This window comes from Actinomadura sp. CNU-125, from assembly GCF_001942465.1.
In the GTDB taxonomy this organism is placed as follows: domain Bacteria; phylum Actinomycetota; class Actinomycetes; order Streptosporangiales; family Streptosporangiaceae; genus Spirillospora.
This window is the reverse complement of sequence record NZ_MKJY01000121.1, coordinates 1-15,024: the sequence shown is the minus strand read 5'-3', so window position 1 is coordinate 15,024 and position 15,024 is coordinate 1. Positions and strand designations below refer to the sequence as shown.

Below are 15,024 nucleotides of genomic sequence, written 5' to 3'. Positions count from 1 at the left end.
CAACCCCAACCGCCGCCCGGCTGACCCGCCGAAGGGCGAGCCGGACCATGCCCGCGCGTGAGTCTCCTTCAGGACGTGCGGAGATCTTCGCCGGGTTCGATGGCGGTGGCCTTCCCGCCGACTTTCGGCGGGAGTACGTCGGTGATGGACGGAACCACGCAGTCGGGCAGCGTTGCGGCGCACCGGAGACCGGGCGGCAGCCGCCGCCTCCGGCGCGCAGGCACCTGCACGCAGCCGACCGGACGTCGAGATCGTCGCACCGACGCCGTCCGCCCCACGGGCAGGCCGGATGCGCCACGGGCGCGGGCTCCCGGTGTTCACGGGCGTGCGGGCTTGCCGGGAGCGAGGCGGGGCCGGACCTCTCCGCCTGCGGTTGGTCAGGAGGGCGGGTCGGTGTCGGGGCCGCGGAGGCGGCGGGGGCCCAGTTCGGGACGCGGGCCCAGGGGACGTTCGAGGCGGAGCGTCACCTCGCGGACGGCGGCGCCCGAACCGTTCGCGACGACCGGGTTCAATTCGAGGCGGGCGACCTCGGGGAGGTCGAAGCCGAGGCGCGACACCCGCATGACCAGTTCCTCCAGGGCCGATACGCGGACGGGGTCGGCGCCGCGGTGGCCGAGGAGGAGCGGGGCCGTCCGGATCGCGCGGATCAGCTCGGCGGCGTCGACGTCCGAGAGCGGCCCCAGGCGGTAGGCGCGGTCGTCCAGGAGCGCGGCCGTCTCGTCGGCCAGGCCGAAGGAGACGACGGCGCCGAACGACGGGTCCTCCATGGTCACGATGCGGGTCGGGACCCCCTCGTGCTCGCCGGGGTCGACCTCGATGCCGTAGCAGGCGAGCAGCTCGGCGGCCTGGGCGGGGGTCGCGTGGACGGGCGCGCCGGAGTCGAGCCAGCCCTCGACGAGGGTGCGCGCGCGGCGGCGGTCGGCGCCCTCGAAGTCGGGCATGTCCCCCGCCGGGCGGCGCCGCCACTGGGCATAGCGGATCACGTAGGCGAGGGCGCGGACGGCGTCTTCGGGCGCGGGGTACGAGGGGACCGACCCTTCGGCGGCCGAGCCGTCCGGGCCCGTGACCCGCAGGTCGGCGGGCATGCCCTCGGAGCCGAGGTAGGTCGCCACGACCGGTTTGGGGCTGGCCGCGGCGAGGCGGAGGATCTTCTCGGGGACGCGCAGGTCGTAGCCGCCGATCGTCGGCGGGGTGAACAGTGCGACGACCGCGTCGACCGTGTCGTCCTCCAGCGCGGACGCGAGGCCCGCCTCGTAGTCGTCGGCGTCGGCGCGCGGGCCCAGGTCGATGCGCGGCCGGACCTGCAGGCCGAGCGCCGTCGCGGCGTCCTGCGCGAGCAGCCCGAGGGAGTCGGAGTTGTCGATGATCGCGACGCGGTCGCCGGCGGGGAGCGGCTGGTACGCCAGGAGCTGGGCGACGTCGAACAGTTCGGAGAGGTCCTCCACCCGGATCACGCCCGCCTGTTCGAACAGGGCGCTGACCGCGTGGTCGGGCAGCGTGAGCGCGCGCGCGGCGTGCCCGATGGGGACGCCCTGGGTGCTGCGTCCGCTCTTGACCGCCACGATGGGTTTGCGGCGGCCGAGCCTGCGCGCCAGGCGCGCGAACTTACGCGGATTGCCGAGCGACTCCAGGTAGAGGAGGACGGCCTTCGTGGCCGGGTCCTCCTCCCAGTACTGCATGAGGTCGTTGCCGGAGACGTCCGCGCGGTTCCCCGCGGAGACGAACGTGGACAGCCCGAGGCCGCGTTCGGCCGTCCGCTGGAGGATGGCGATGCCGAGCGCGCCCGACTGCGAGAAGAACCCGACCGGACCCCTTCCGGGCATGGTCGGGGCCAGGGTGGCGTTGAGGCGCACTTCCGGGTCGGTGTTGGCGATCCCCAGGCAGTTGGGGCCCACGACCCGCATCCCGTACGCGCGCGCCATCCGCACGAGTTCCTCCTGGCTCGCGCGTCCCTCCGGTCCCGTCTCGCCGAAACCGGACGACACGACCACCAGCCCGCGGACGCCCTTCGCCGCGCACTGCTCGACGACCTCGTGGACGGCGTCCGCGCGCACCGCGACGACGGCGAGGTCGACGTCGTCCGGGATCTCCAGGACGGACGCGTACGCGCGGACGCCCGCGACCGCCGTGGCCGTCGGGTGCACCGGGTACACCGGGCCGCTGAAGTCGCCCGCGAGCAGGTTCCGCAGGACGGTCTGCCCCACGGTGTGCTCGGCCCGGCTCGCGCCGATCACCGCGACCGACCCCGGGAACAGCAGCCGCTGGATCGACCGCGACTCCGCCCGGTGCTCGCGGGCCGCCATGACCTCCATGGACGTCTCGGTGGGTTCCAGGTCGAGGACGAGCTCGATCACGCCCTCCTCGAACCGCTGCTCCGCCTGGTAGCCCGCCTCCCGGAACACGCGCGTCATCCGCCGGTTGTCGGGCAGGACGCTCGCGACGAACCGGCGCACGCCCCGTTCGCGGGCCGCCGCCGCGATGTGCTCCAGCAGCACCGCGCCGATCCCGCGGCCCTGGTGGGCGTCCTCCACGAGGAAGGCGACCTCGGCCGTCGCCGGGGGGTCGGCGAGCCGGTCGTACCGGACGACCGCGACCATCTCCTCGCCGATCGTGGCGATCAGCCCGACGCGCCGGTCGTAGTCGACGCCCGTGAAGTGCTCGACCTCCCGGTCGGTCAGGTACGGGCGCGGCGAGAAGAACCGGTAGTAGATCGACTCCGGAGACAGCCGCGCGTAGAACACCCGCAGGCGCTCGGCGTCGTCGCGCCGGATGGGACGCAGATGGGCGGTCCCGCCGTCGCTGAGCACGACGTCCGCTTCCCACTGCACCGGATAGTCCTCGGTCACGTAATCGAGGTTAAGGCACGCCGCGGCGGCGCCCGCGGTGGGGAAAAACACGGCTTCCTTGGTTTCGCTGCGCGTTCGAGACCTAATCGGGCCACCGAAGCTGTTAACGTCGACCCCACGCTCAGGATGCGCTCGCGCGGGCCGTGTTGATCGAGGTGATGACTCCATGACGCGCGTGGTCGTGGTCGGCGATCTGATGACAGACACCGTGGCTCGTGCCGCGTATCCCCTGGCCAAGGGGAGCGACACGCCTGCCGCCGTGACGACCCACGGGGGCGGTTCGGGCGCCAATGTGGCCGCCTGGCTCGCCGTGGAGGAGGTCGAGGTCGCCTTCGTCGGCCGCCGCGGCTCCGACATCGCGGGCCGGAACCGGGACATGGAAATGATGGGGTACGGCGTCGACGCGCGCCTCGTCATGGACGCCGAACGCCCCACGGGCACGTGTGTGGTGATGGTCACCCACAAGGGCGACCGCACCATGCTGTCGGACCCGGGTGCCAACGGCGCGCTCCTGCCCGAGGACATCGAGCGCTGCGCCGACCTGTTCGTCCACGGTTCCCACATGCACCTCTCCGGCTACTCGCTGATCAACGAGGGCTCCCGCAAGGCCGCCATCCTCGCGCTGGACATGGCCCGCAAAGCCCAGATGTCGGTGTCGGTGGACGGCGGCTCGTTCTCCCCGCTCAAGCGGATGGGCGCCGAGCCCTTCCTGGAGTGGACGCAGGGCGCCCGGCTGCTGGTCGTGAACGCCAAGGAGGCGGAGGTCCTCACCGGCCGCGACACCCCCGACCAGGCCGCCAAGGTGCTGACCGCCTGGTACCCGCAGGTCGTGATCAAGGACGGCGCGGACGGCGCCATCTGGTACACCAACGGCCGTCCCGAGCCGGTCACCGTCGCCGCCGAACCCGTCGACAAGGTCGTGGACGGCACCGGCGCGGGCGACGCGTTCGTCGCGGGGTTCCTGCCGTCCTGGCTGGACGGCAAGCCGCCCGCCGACGCCCTCACCGCGGGCTGCCGCCTCGCCGCCCGCGCAATGCGGCACCTCGGCGCGCGCCCCACCCTCGACGTCGTCGACAACCAGATCTGACGCCTGCCGCCCAGGCCGCCGCACGCCGTGCGGCGGGTCAGGCCAGCGGCGTGTAGGTGCGGACGTCCTCGCGGACGGCCTCCCACAGGCGGTTCAGCGGGTGGTCCGCGCCGTACCGCTCCAGGTCGGCACGCCGGACGAACGCGCCGGTCATCAACTCCGCGCGGGGCTCCATGTCGTCGTCCAGCCCGATCGCGCGCAGCTCGACGGCGTCCGGGGCGTCCCGTCCGGCCATGCCGCGGCCGATCGACCCGGTGACGATCATGCAGCCGCGGACGAACCCGGACCGCAGCAGCGACAGCCCGTAGTGCACGTCGTCGATGTCGGCGACGACGTTCAGCCGCTCGCGGTAGTTGGGGCCGTACCAGGTCGCCAGGAGGTCGGCGACCAGGCCGGCGGGCGGCAGCACCAGCGGGACGCCGGGCAGCCGGCTCGTCCGCACCGGCGTGCCGGGCAGCTCGCGCTCCGGCAGGTTCGTGAGCAGCAGCGCCTGGCCCCGCGCGTACTCGACGACCTCGTATTCCTTGAGCCGCCGGTCCCCTTCCGGGGTGCTGACGATGCTGCCGCACACGAGGTCGACCTGGTTCGTCTCCAGCCGCGACCACACGTCCTTCGTCCGCACGTGCGCGACCTTGAACTCGACCTCCCGTTCGCGGAACTCCTCCGACAGCCGGTTCCAGGCCCGGGACACGATCGGGAGCGTGAACTCGGTCGTCCCCACGGTGAGCATCCGGCCCAGCCGGCGCCTGCTGCGGTGCACGGCCTCCAGCCAGCTCTCGAACGTCCCGCGCGCCAGCTCCACGGTCGTCTCGCCGGTGGGAGTGAACAGGAAGTCCTTCCCGCGGCCCTGCCGGACGGTCAGCACCTCGCCGCACAGCGCCTGGCTGGTCCGGTTCAGCGTGTCGAGCTGCTTCTGGACGCTCGACTGCTCGCGTCCGAGGGCCCGTGCGGCGCGCAGCGCGGACCCGGTCTCGTGCACGACGAGGAGCGTCCGCAGCTGGTCGAACGTCATGTCCAGCAGTCCGGGCGGGCAGTCGAGAATCTCGTCGGGGGGCACGGGACCGGACATTACTACCTGCCACCGCGCACCCGCCGAAATGGCCTCCCGCACACCCCAACGGGAATTGATGACACTTCCCCTCCAACTAATCTCTAGATGTTCTCCCAAACAACTGGACAGAGTTTTCTAACCTCTAGAACACTTTCATCTCGCCCGTCCCCCGCCGAGGAAGCACCGTGAGCCGACCGACCTCTCCCCACGCCGCCGCGTCACCTCCCGGACGCACCGGCGGCGCTCCCGGGCGCGTCCCGGCGACCGTCCTCGCCGGGACCGCCGCCGGGGAGGCGGCGCACCGCTCCCGGCACCGATGACCCCCGTTCGCCGCGGCTCTTCTCCGCCGCGGCGCCGGGTCGGCCGTCGGCTCGTGCGCGGGCCGCGCGCACGGGCCGACTCGGTTGCGCCGCCCGCGCCGACAGGGCGCGCGGGCGGCCCGCAACCCCTCCACCCCGGCCCAACCCCACGATGGCCCACACCAGCCCCACCCCCCAGGCTCCGCACCCACTGGTACGGCCCGCGAGTGTTCACGCCCACGTGGTGCCTTCTGGAGGCCAAGCCCGGCAGCGGACTGTGGCAGGCCCGGCCCAGCATTTGGCTGCTGGCCAGGCCCAGGCCGGTGGTGGGTTCTGGCGAACCAAGCCCGGCAGCGGGTGCTGGCCGGGCCCAGCCCCGATCGTCGGTAGTGGCGAGGCCAGCCCGGCAGTAAGTCCTGGCGGGAGCCGCCCGGCCCGGCACCGGCCCGGCAGCGGGTGCTGGCCGGGCCCAGGTCGATAGTCGGTTGTGGTGGCCCAGGCCGGTGGTGGGTTCTGGTCGGCCTAGCCGGTGCCGGGTTGTGGTTGGTGGGTGGACGGGTGCGGGTGGCGGGTCAGTTCGGGGTGGCGAGGGTCAGGGGGAGGACGGCCGGGGCGCCCGCGTGTCTCAGGAGGCGGACGGCGACGGTCATCGTCCAGCCCGTTTCGATGCGGTCGTCGACGAGGAGGACGGGGCCGGGCGCTTCGGCCAGAGCGGCGGCCACGGGGTCGGGCAGGGCGAGGGCGTTCCAGACGGAACGGAGCCGCTGGGCGCTGTTGTGGCGGCGGGGCACGGGCTCTCCCACGGGGGCGAGTTCGCCGAGGTACGGAAGGCGGCCGATCTCGGCGATGCGGTGGCCGAGGCCGGTGACGAGGCGGGGCCGTGAGCGGGAACCGATGGTGACGACGCCGGTGGGGCGGGCGGACCAGTCCCAGGCGGCGAGGACGGTGACGACCGCGTCGAGCATGTCGGGGGGAACGTCGGTGTCGCCGGCGGCGAACAGGTCGCGGAGGCGGTTGCCCCAGCCGACGTCGGTGAGACGGCCGAGGGCCCGTCCGGTCTCGGCCTGCTCGGCGGGGGCGATGCGGCCGGAGACGCCGAGGTCGTCCTTGACGGCGGTCGGCCACATGCGGCGCGGCGGCAGGTCGACGCCGGGACGGTTCAGGCGGTCGCGGGCGCGGGCGGTGCTCTCGGCGGCGACGTCGGCGGACCTGTGTTCGCCGGTGCAGTTGTCGCAGCGGCCGCAGGGTGCGGCGCCGGGGTCGTCGAGACGGCGGCGGAGGAACTCCTCCCGGCAGCCGGTGGTGGTGATGTAGTCGAGCATGGCCTGCTGCTCGCGGCGGCGTTCGGCGGTGACGCGCTCGTAGCGTTCGCGGTCGTAGGCCCAGGAGACGCCGGTCGCGGTCCAGCCGCCCTTGACCCGGCGGACGGCGCCGTCGACGTCGAGGACCTTGAGCATCATCTCCAGGCGGGAGCGGCCGAGGTCGACGCGGGGTTCGAGGGCGCCGAGGGACAGGGGGCGGCCCGCCTCGTCGAGGACGCGCAGGGTGTCGCGGACGATGTGTTCGGGCGGGAACGCCATGCTCGCGAAGTACTCCCAGATCTCGCGGTCCTCCCGGCCGGGGAGGAGGATCACCTCGGCACGGTCGACGCCGCGGCCCGCGCGGCCGATCTGCTGGTAGTAGGCGACGGGCGACTGCGGCGCACCGACGTGGACGATGAACCCGAGGTCGGGTTTGTCGAAGCCCATGCCGAGCGCGCTGGTGGCGACGAGGGCCTTCAGCTTGTTATCGAGGAGATCCTGTTCGGCCTGGAGTCTCTCGGCCTGTTCGGTCTGGCCGGAGTAGGCGGCGACCTCGTGCCCGCGGTCGCGGAGGAACGCGGCGATCTCGTGCGCGGCGGCCACGGTGAGCGTGTAGATGATCCCGGAGCCGGGCAGCCGGTGGAGGTGCTCGCCCAGCCAGGCGATGCGCTGCTCGGCCGTCGGCGGCGTGACCACCGACAGATGCAGCGACTCGCGTTCCAGCGGCCCGCGCAGGACGAGGGTCTCCCCCGGAGCGGCCGATGCCGGGCCGCCGCCCGCGTCCGGTTCGGTGGCCGACGTCGGGTGTCGGGTCTGTTCCGTGCCCGCGAGTTGTTCGGCGACGTCGTGGGTGACGCGGGCGTTGGCCGTGGCGGTGGTGGCCAGGACGGGGACGCCCGGTGGCAGTTCCGCGAGGAGGGTGCGGAGACGGCGGTAGTCGGGCCGGAAGTCGTGGCCCCAGTCGGAGATGCAGTGGGCCTCGTCCACCACGACCAGACCGGCTCCGGCGGCCAGTTGGGGTAGGACCAGGTCGCGGAAGTCGGGATTATTGAGCCGTTCGGGGCTGACGAGCAGGACGTCGACTTCGCCCTTCTCGACCTCGGTGAAGACGGCGTCCCAATCGTCGGTGTTGGCGGAGTTGATCGTGCGGGCGTGGATCCCGGCGCGTTCGGCGGCGTCGATCTGGTTGCGCATCAGCGCCAGGAGCGGGGACACGATCACGGTCGGGCCCGCCCCGCGGGCGCGCAGCAGGCGGGTGGCGACGAAGTAGACGGCGGACTTGCCCCATCCGGTGCGCTGGACGACCAGTGCCCGGCGGCGCCCGACGACGAGGGCGTCGATCGCCGTCCACTGGTCGTCGCGGAGCCGCGCATGATCGCCGGCGAGGGCGCGCAGGATCCGTTCGGCCTCGTCGCGCAGGTCACTGGGAGTACTCATGCACCCTTGGTATCAACGATGCGATGACCGTCACACCAGAACTTGGTTCTGGGGATAACCCCCGTGGACGTCTCAGACCTCGGCCGTGGGTAGCCTGCGGACGAGATCGGATCTTGCTGGAAGGACACAAGCGCGGAAATGAGCGCGACGCAGCGCCCGGAGGCCCCGGGCGCGGTGGAACGGCTGCGGCAATCCGCCGCGGCGGAACGGCTGCGGCGAACCTGGCAGGTCCTGATGGACGGGACGCCGCCGGAGCCGCCCGAGGAGGAACCCGGCGAGGTCGTCGATCCGCGGGCCCTCGATCTGGTGCTGCGCGTCGGGGAACTGCTGCTGGCCAGCGGTGAGACGACCGAACGGGTCAACGAGGCGATGCTCGGCCTCTCGGTGGCCTACGAACTGCCCCGCGTGGAGGTGCAGGTCACACTGACGAGCCTGCTGGTGTCCGCGCATCCGGGCAAGGGCGCGACCCCCGTGACGGCGGCGCGCGCGATCCGCCGCCGGACGCCCGCGCACTGGCGGCTGACCGCGCTGCACGACCTCGTCCAGCAGGCGTCCATCGGGATGCTGGAGCTGGACGCGGCGCACCGGCGGCTGGCGGAGATCAAGCGCGGCCGCGGCCCCTACCCGCCGTGGATGATCGTGCTCGGGCTGGGCCTGATCTCCGCGTCGGCCAGTGTGCTGTCCGGCGGCGGGCCGCTGATCGCGCTGACCGCGTTCGCGGGGACCGTCCTCGGCGACCGCGCCGCCGCGTACCTGGCCCGCCGGGGCATCGCGGAGTTCTTCCAGCTGACGGTCGCCGCCGCGATCGGCGCGACGGGCGCGGTCCTCGTGGTCGTGACCGGCAGTCCGGGACCGGCCGCCTCGGTCGTGACGGGTGTGATCCTGGCGCTGCTGCCCGGACGTCCGCTGGTGGCGAGCATTCAGGACGGCATCACCGGCGACCTCGTGAGCGCGGGCGCGCGCGTGCTGGAGGTGTTCTTCATCATCGCGGCGCTCGTCGCGGGGCTGGGCGCGGTCGTCTACATCGCGGTCAATTTCGACGTGGCGATCGACGTGCGGCATCTGCCGAAGGCCGCCGAGACGCTCGACTCCGTCCAGATCCTCGCCGCCGCGGCCGTGTCGGCGACGTTCGCGGTGTCGCTGGCCGCGCCGCGCGCCGTGCTGATGCCGGTCGCGCTGGGCGGCGCGCTGATCTGGGTGCTGTACGTGCTCATGCGCGGCTGGGACATGCCGCCGGTGCTGGCCTCCGCGGTGGCCGCCACGGTGGTGGGGACGCTGGCCAACCTGGTCGCGCGCAGGCAGGGCGCGCCCGTGATGCCCTATGTCGTCCCGGCGATCGGCCCGCTGCTGCCCGGGACGCCGCTGTACCGGGGCATGGTGGAGCTGAACACCGGGTCGCCGCAGGACGCATCCTCAGCCTGATCTCCGCACTGTCGATCGCGCTGGCGCTCGGCGCCGGGGTGAACCTCGGTGGTGAACTCGTGCGGGCCTTCCAGCGGGTCGGCCTCACCGCGTCCGGCCGCTGGGCGCGGCCGGCGGCCCGCCGGACCCGCGGTTACTAGCGGGGCCCGGTTCTGTCGGTGGCGGGCGCTACGTTCTCCGCATGTACCGACAGGGAGACATCCTGATCCTGCCCGTGGCCGAGGCGGACGTGCCGCCGTCCGCCCGGGCGCTGCCGCCGGCCCCGCGCGACGGGCGGGGCCGCATGGTGCTGGCGCTCGGCGAGGCGACCGGGCACGCGCACGCGCTGGCCGCCGGGACGCTGCTGCGCACCACCGACCCGCGCACGCCCGACCACCTGCACCTGCCGTCGGGCGGGCGGCTGGTGCACGAGGAGCACGCGGCGATCTCCCTGCCCAAGGGCTGGTACCGGGTGATCCGCCAGCGCGAGTACGTGCCGGGTTCCGTCCGGGTCGTGGCGGACTGAGGTGGCGGGCATGGTGACCGAGACTTCGCGGCCCGCGCACTTCGTCGTCGGCGACTGGCAGTCGGCCGCGTTCGCGGCGGTGCCCGCCGACCGGGCCCGCGCCGAGGCGGGGATCGCCGCGGCCTACACGGCCGCCGGGCTGCCCGCCCCCGAACGTGTGCTGTGGGTGCCGTCGCCGCTGCGCGGGGCCGTCGCGGCGGCCGTCCTGGCCGGCACGAGGAGGCGCTGCGCTCGGGACGGTGGACGACCGGGTCGAGGAGGCCCTCGCCGACCTGGGCGAGCACGCCGCCGCCGGACGGGCGGGCGCGAGCGTCCGCGACACCGTGCGGACGCGCCCGTGGGAGGCCGAACGGGCCGCGGCGCGTCGAACTCGGCGCGCAGGGGTGGCCGCGGGCGTGGGCCGACACCGGCGGCCTGCTCTGGGAACAGGTGCAGTCCCTGGTCACGGCGGGTGCGCGGCGCCGTCGGCGCGGCGGCGGCGCCGACCCGGACGCGGCGATCGTCGCGCGGACCGGGCCGGGTCGCTGCTGCGCGCCGCCACGCTCGACGCGGTGCTGGGCCAGCACGACGCGCCGTGGCTGGCGCTGCTGGAGACGCTGGGGCGGCTCTCGGGGGCCCGCTGTCCGGCCTGGCCGAGGTCGCCCGCGCGGCGGGCTGGTGGTGGCCGTACGAGCGGCTCGTGATCTGCTGCGAGCGGCCCGCCGAGCTGTACCGGGACGAGCCGGGGCGGCTGCACCGCGGCGACGGCCCGGCGCTCGCCTACCCGGACGGGTTCGCGCTGCACGCCTGGCGCGGCATGCCGATCCCGCCCGACTTCGTCGCGTCCCTCACCGACCTGACCGCCGAGCGGATCCTGCACGAGGAGAACGCCGAGCTGCGCCGGGTCATGCTGGAGATCTACGGCTACGACCGCTACCTGGCCGACACCGGGGCGAAGCCGGTGCACCAGGATGAGACTGGCGTGCTGTGGTCGATCGACCTGCCGTTCGACGAGCCGGTGGTCATGGTCGAGGTCGTGAACTCCACCCCGGAGCCGGACGGGACGCGCCGGACGTACTACCTGCGCGTCCCGCCGTCCACGCGGACGGCCAGGGAGGGCGTCGCCTGGACGTTCGGCGTCGCCGAGGCCGACTACCGGCCCGAGAAGCAGACCTGACCCCCTCCCCGAGACGGCCGGTCTTCCGGTCCCCCTGGCGGGCGCCGTTGGCAGCACTTCCCCAGTCGCCAACGGGCGCCCGCCGCGTCACGCGCCGAGCAGGGCGGGGATGCGTTCGAGGACGCCTCCGGCGAAGGTGTCGTAGAGGCCGAGCGGTTCGAGGTGGACGTAGCCGATGTGGCAGTCGCACGTGTCGAGGGGGCAGGGGCGCGGGGCGAGCGCGGCGCGGAAGGTGCCGTCGTAGAGGTTGCCGAGGACGGACGGGACGAAGTGGCAGCGGCGGACGGTGCCGTCGCCGTCCACCGAGACGACGGTGTCGCCGGTGCGGCAGGCGCGGCCCCGGCTGGGGTGCGGGTGCCGGCTGACCGGGAAGAGGGGGTCGATGCCGGTCCACTCGTCGGCCTCGGCATCGTCGTAGACGCGCCCCTCCGCAGCGTTGACCCACAGGTAAGTACCTGCGGGGAGGTCGGCGCGGAGGCGGCGGGCGGCGTCGAGGTGCTCGGGTTGCCCGACGATGCCCACGCTGAAGCGGACGCCGCGCGCGCGCAGATCGTGGCACTTGCCGAGGAACCGGTCGTAGGGCGTCTGGCCGGGATGGTACGTGGCCCACAGGGCGAGGCGGGACGGGTCGGCGTCGGACGTCCAGGACACGCGGTGGCTGAGGTTCGTCTGGATCGCGACGCGCTCCACGTGCGGGAGGTGGCTCAGTTCGACGAGGGCGCGCCGGTACCAGGAGCGGACGAGACCTTCGCCCCACGGCGTGAACAGGACGGAGACCGGGTGGTCCTGGGCGGCGACCCAGGCGGTGAAGCGTTCGAGGGCGGCGCGGTCGGCGCGGAGCTGCTCGGGCGTGTCACGGCGCTTTGCGAACGGGCAGTACGGGCAGTCGTAGTCGCAGCTCTCCAGGGGGCCGCGGTAAAGGATCGTCAGATGGTCCATCAGCGGGCCTCGTAGGAGTCCATGAGGGACTGCACGGATCCGGAGAACAGGGCGGGGCCGATGGCGTCGGAGTGGGCGAGGCCCTCCGGGGTGAGGCGGAGGTTGTCCGGGGACGGGTCCAGCCAGCCGCGTTCGCCGAACGTGCGGAGTTCGTCCGGGAAGTGCGCGGACGGGTCGCCGCCGAAGCGCGCGCGGTAGGGGGCCAGGTCGAGTCCGTCCGCTTGCAGGAGGGACTGGACGAGGTGACGGCGGCGGCGTTCGTCCTCGGTCATGGTGAACCCGACGCGTGCGGTACTGAAGTCGGGTTCGCGCACGTAATCGTCGATGATCCCCCGGACCTGGGACGCCCCGACCGCGTACTCGAACGAGTAGTGCATGCGGGTCGTGTATGAGCGGGCGCCGCAGCCGAGGCCGACCATGCCGTCCGTCTGGCAGCAGTACTCCGTCCCGTTCGCGGACGCCCCGGGCAGGCGGAACATGCGCATCGACACTTGTTCGTAGCCCTCGGCCAGAAGGTGGTCGCGTCCGAGCCGGTAGAGGGTGAGGCGCTGGTCGTCCCAGTCGTGGGCTCGCCGTCCGAGTCCGGTGAGCGGACGCACGTACAGGGGGTAGAGGTAGAGCTCCTCTGGTCGCCACGTAAGAGCGGCGTCTAGGGAGTGCATCCACGTCGCGGGGGTCTGGCCGTCGATCCCGTAGATGAGGTCGATGTTCAGGGTCGGGAACCCCACCGCGCGGATCCGGTCCAGTGCGGCCTCCACCTCGGCGCGCTTCTGCGGACGGACGGCCGCGCGCGCTTCCTCGTCGATGAAGCTCTGCACGCCGATGGAGATCCGGGTGGTGCCGCGTTCGGCCAGGACGGTGAGACGGTCGGTGGTGGCGGTCGCCGGGGACGTCTCGACACCGAGCGAGCCCGACCCGAATCCGGGGAATCGTCCCGCGATGTCGCAGAGCCGTTCGAGTTCGGGCGCGGTGAGGTAGGTCGGGGTGCCGCCGCCGAACGCCGCCGTGGCGAACGACGCGCCGTCCAGTGCGTCCAGGACGGCCGTGGCCTGCCGGTCGAGCGCGTCCAGGTAGGCGCCGGTGAGCTCCTCGGGCGCGCCGGTGCGGGTGAACAGGTTGCAGAACCCGCACCGCATCTCGCAGAACGGGACGTGCAGGTAGAGGAACAGCGCGTCGAGCGGCTCGCCCGCCCACACGTCCCGCAGGGCGGGTGCGGGATCGAGCGGACGGTAGGCGGTCTTGTGGGGGTACGCGTAGACATATCCCTGGTAGGGGGACACGTCGGGCACGGTGCTTGCTGCGGTCACGATAGAACGAACTCTCCGTACGGAACGGTCCACACGACCTCGTGGCCGATGCGGTGCCCGGTGTGGCCGTCCTCCCCGTACGCCGTGCCGTGGTCGGAACAGACGATGACGAGGCAGGGGCGGCGCATGAGGGCGAACAGACGCCCGATGCAGGCGTCGACGTGGCGCAGGGCGGCGGCGTGGCTCGCCCGCGTGTCGCCGTCCGCGCGGGACGCGCCGTCCAGGTAGAACCAGTTCGGCTGGTGCAGGGACGCCACGTTGACCAGCATGAACAGCCTGCGGTCGGCCGGCAGCCGGGCCACCACCTCGGCGGCGCGGCCGATCTGCGCGGGCAGCGCGTCCGGGGCGGTCACCCCGAACTCCGGTTCCCAGTGGCTCTCGGCGAACAGCGACGGCAGCGCGGACCCGAGCGGGGTCTGCTTGTTGAAGAAGCCGACGCCGCCGATGCAGGCGGTGTGGTACCCGGCGGCGGCGAGGCCGGACGGCAGGTCTGCGGCATCGAACGTCCAGGTGCCGGGCGCGGTCGTCTCGCTGCCGGGGAAGGCGCCGCGAACGGGCGGGGATGCGGGCCGGGCTCGGCGGGGGTCGGCAGGAAACCGGCGAGCATCGCGGCGTGGGCGGCGTAGGTGAAGCTGCCGGGCGTGTGCCGGCGCTCCCAGCGGCCGTCCGGCAGGTACCGGACGAACGTGGGCGTCTCCCCCGCCGCGGCGAGTTCGGCGGCCACGTCGTACCGCAGGGTGTCGAGCGTCACCAGCAGCACGTCGTGGCTACCGATGATCCGGTTCATGTCACGCATGGGCGCCGCTCCCCGCGAGGACGGCCCTGATCTGCGCGGTGTAGGTGTCGACGCCCTCGGCGGGGCCGCCCGGGAAGCCGGTGAGGCGCGGCAGGAGATCGCCGAACGCGTTGACCTCGCACACCGCGAAGCTCTGCATGCGGCTCAGCACGAGCAGGTCCACGCCGACCATCGGGCTCCCGGGGAAGCACGCGGCCGCCCGCGCGCACACGTCCATGGCCTCATGCCAGCCGTCGTCCCCGAGCGCGCGCCGCACCTCCTCAAGGTCTCCTCTGGCGCCGCCCAAATGCAGGTTGGTCATGGGGTGGCTGCTCGTCCGGACGACCGCGTGCGCGGGTTCGCCGCCGATGACGACGACGCGCAGGTCGAACGTCCGCCCGCCGATCGACGCCTTCGGCACCCACCGCTCGACGTGCAGGCCGTCCGGCGCGAGCGCGTCGATCAGCGACGCGACCTCCGGCTCGGTGAGGTACGTGCGGACGCGGAGCGAGTTGCGCAGCCCGTCCGGGGTCGTCGCCGCCGAGGTGATGGCGCGGATCCGGCCGCCCGGCGCGGTCTGCAGCGCCACGACGCCGGACGCCGACGAGCCGTGCGCGGGCTTGACGAACACCCGCCGCTCCTCCGCGTCCGTCATCGCCTCACGCAGCGAGGCGTAGTCATGGACGGGCGCGTCGGCGGTGCCGAACGCGGGCGGGACGGGCACCCCGGCGGCCAGCATCCGGGCGTGCGACAGCCGCTTGTCGAACATGACGGCGATGTCGTCGATGTCGCCCGCGATGCGGGCTCCCCCCGCCGTCGCGGCCGCGCCGATCCGGACGAGCGCGGCGGTGAACGTCCGGTACCAGCGGGCGCCGCGCCGACCCGGGTCGGGTCGCCGG

At 73.4% G+C, this 15,024-nt stretch carries 12 protein-coding genes and 1 pseudogene; 6 read left to right on the top strand and 7 right to left on the bottom strand.

The window, feature by feature from the left end:
• Nucleotides 1-377 precede the first annotated feature (377 nt).
• On the bottom strand, nucleotides 378-2,846 hold the full coding sequence (locus tag BJF79_RS16135; protein WP_075898375.1) for a GNAT family N-acetyltransferase: 2,469 nt from the start codon (nucleotides 2,844-2,846) through the stop codon (nucleotides 378-380).
• Nucleotides 2,847-3,012: 166 nt separating this feature from the next.
• Here BJF79_RS16135 and BJF79_RS16130 point away from each other — a divergent pair, with 166 nt between their 5' ends.
• On the top strand, nucleotides 3,013-3,933 hold the full coding sequence (locus BJF79_RS16130) for a carbohydrate kinase family protein (RefSeq protein ID WP_075898373.1): 921 nt from the start codon (nucleotides 3,013-3,015) through the stop codon (nucleotides 3,931-3,933).
• Between the two features lie 37 nt (nucleotides 3,934-3,970).
• Here BJF79_RS16130 and BJF79_RS16125 read toward each other — a convergent pair whose 3' ends face one another.
• Complete coding sequence (locus tag BJF79_RS16125) at nucleotides 3,971-4,990, bottom strand: LysR family transcriptional regulator (RefSeq protein ID WP_262402110.1); 1,020 nt, start codon at nucleotides 4,988-4,990, stop codon at nucleotides 3,971-3,973.
• Nucleotides 4,991-5,169: 179 nt separating this feature from the next.
• Between BJF79_RS16125 and BJF79_RS60180 the strand changes: the two genes are divergently transcribed.
• Nucleotides 5,170-5,304: a hypothetical protein gene (locus BJF79_RS60180; protein ID WP_262402109.1), complete on the top strand. Its 135-nt coding sequence runs from the start codon at nucleotides 5,170-5,172 to the stop codon at nucleotides 5,302-5,304.
• Between the two features lie 551 nt (nucleotides 5,305-5,855).
• Here BJF79_RS60180 and BJF79_RS16120 read toward each other — a convergent pair.
• A complete protein-coding gene (locus BJF79_RS16120; RefSeq protein WP_075898369.1) occupies nucleotides 5,856-8,021 on the bottom strand; it encodes a RecQ family ATP-dependent DNA helicase in 2,166 nt (721 codons plus the stop codon).
• A gap of 138 nt (nucleotides 8,022-8,159) precedes the next feature.
• Between BJF79_RS16120 and BJF79_RS16115 the strand changes: the two genes are divergently transcribed.
• From BJF79_RS16115 to BJF79_RS60170, 4 genes are all read left to right on the top strand, one after another.
• Nucleotides 8,160-9,443, top strand: a complete 1,284-nt coding sequence (locus BJF79_RS16115; RefSeq protein ID WP_262402108.1) for a threonine/serine exporter ThrE family protein — start codon at nucleotides 8,160-8,162, stop codon at nucleotides 9,441-9,443.
• A 181-nt stretch (nucleotides 9,444-9,624) separates the two neighbouring features.
• Nucleotides 9,625-9,948 (top strand): hypothetical protein, encoded by a 324-nt coding sequence (locus tag BJF79_RS16110; protein WP_075898367.1) that lies wholly within the window; start codon nucleotides 9,625-9,627, stop codon nucleotides 9,946-9,948.
• A gap of 239 nt (nucleotides 9,949-10,187) precedes the next feature.
• The gene (locus tag BJF79_RS60175) at nucleotides 10,188-10,631 is read left to right on the top strand and encodes a hypothetical protein (RefSeq protein ID WP_262402107.1); all 444 of its coding nucleotides are present in this window, start codon (nucleotides 10,188-10,190) and stop codon (nucleotides 10,629-10,631) included.
• Nucleotides 10,523-11,104 carry a DUF6745 domain-containing protein gene (locus tag BJF79_RS60170; protein WP_316043356.1) on the top strand — a complete coding sequence of 194 codons (582 nt, stop codon included), beginning with the start codon at nucleotides 10,523-10,525 and terminating at the stop codon, nucleotides 11,102-11,104. The genes BJF79_RS60175 and BJF79_RS60170 overlap by 109 nt, the downstream gene beginning before the upstream one ends.
• Nucleotides 11,105-11,191: 87 nt before the next feature.
• Here BJF79_RS60170 and BJF79_RS16100 read toward each other — a convergent pair whose 3' ends face one another.
• The 4 genes and pseudogenes from BJF79_RS16100 to BJF79_RS16085 form a co-directional block, all read right to left on the bottom strand.
• Nucleotides 11,192-12,043 carry an STM4011 family radical SAM protein gene (locus BJF79_RS16100; RefSeq protein ID WP_075898365.1) on the bottom strand — a complete coding sequence of 284 codons (852 nt, stop codon included), beginning with the start codon at nucleotides 12,041-12,043 and terminating at the stop codon, nucleotides 11,192-11,194.
• Nucleotides 12,043-13,350 (bottom strand): STM4012 family radical SAM protein, encoded by a 1,308-nt coding sequence (locus BJF79_RS16095; protein ID WP_075898363.1) that lies wholly within the window; start codon nucleotides 13,348-13,350, stop codon nucleotides 12,043-12,045. The genes BJF79_RS16100 and BJF79_RS16095 overlap by 1 nt, the downstream gene beginning before the upstream one ends.
• Nucleotides 13,347-14,146: pseudogene (locus BJF79_RS16090) on the bottom strand (STM4013/SEN3800 family hydrolase). The gene BJF79_RS16095 and the pseudogene BJF79_RS16090 overlap by 4 nt, the downstream one beginning before the upstream one ends.
• Nucleotides 14,139-15,024, bottom strand: an 886-nt coding sequence (locus BJF79_RS16085; protein WP_075898361.1) for an STM4014 family protein, incomplete at its 5' end; no start/stop codon positions are given. The pseudogene BJF79_RS16090 and the gene BJF79_RS16085, both read right to left, overlap by 8 nt.

Bases quoted from the DNA above. Each gene is read 5' to 3' on its own strand.
- BJF79_RS16110 (WP_075898367.1), top strand. From the start codon at position 9,625: ATGTACCGACAGGGAGACATCCTGATCCTGCCCGTGGCCGAGGCGGAC.
- BJF79_RS16100 (WP_075898365.1), bottom strand. From the start codon at position 12,043: ATGGACCATCTGACGATCCTTTACCGCGGCCCCCTGGAGAGCTGCGAC.
- BJF79_RS16120 (WP_075898369.1), bottom strand. From the start codon at position 8,021: ATGAGTACTCCCAGTGACCTGCGCGACGAGGCCGAACGGATCCTGCGC.
- BJF79_RS16115 (WP_262402108.1), top strand. From the start codon at position 8,160: ATGAGCGCGACGCAGCGCCCGGAGGCCCCGGGCGCGGTGGAACGGCTG.
- BJF79_RS16130 (WP_075898373.1), top strand. From the start codon at position 3,013: ATGACGCGCGTGGTCGTGGTCGGCGATCTGATGACAGACACCGTGGCT.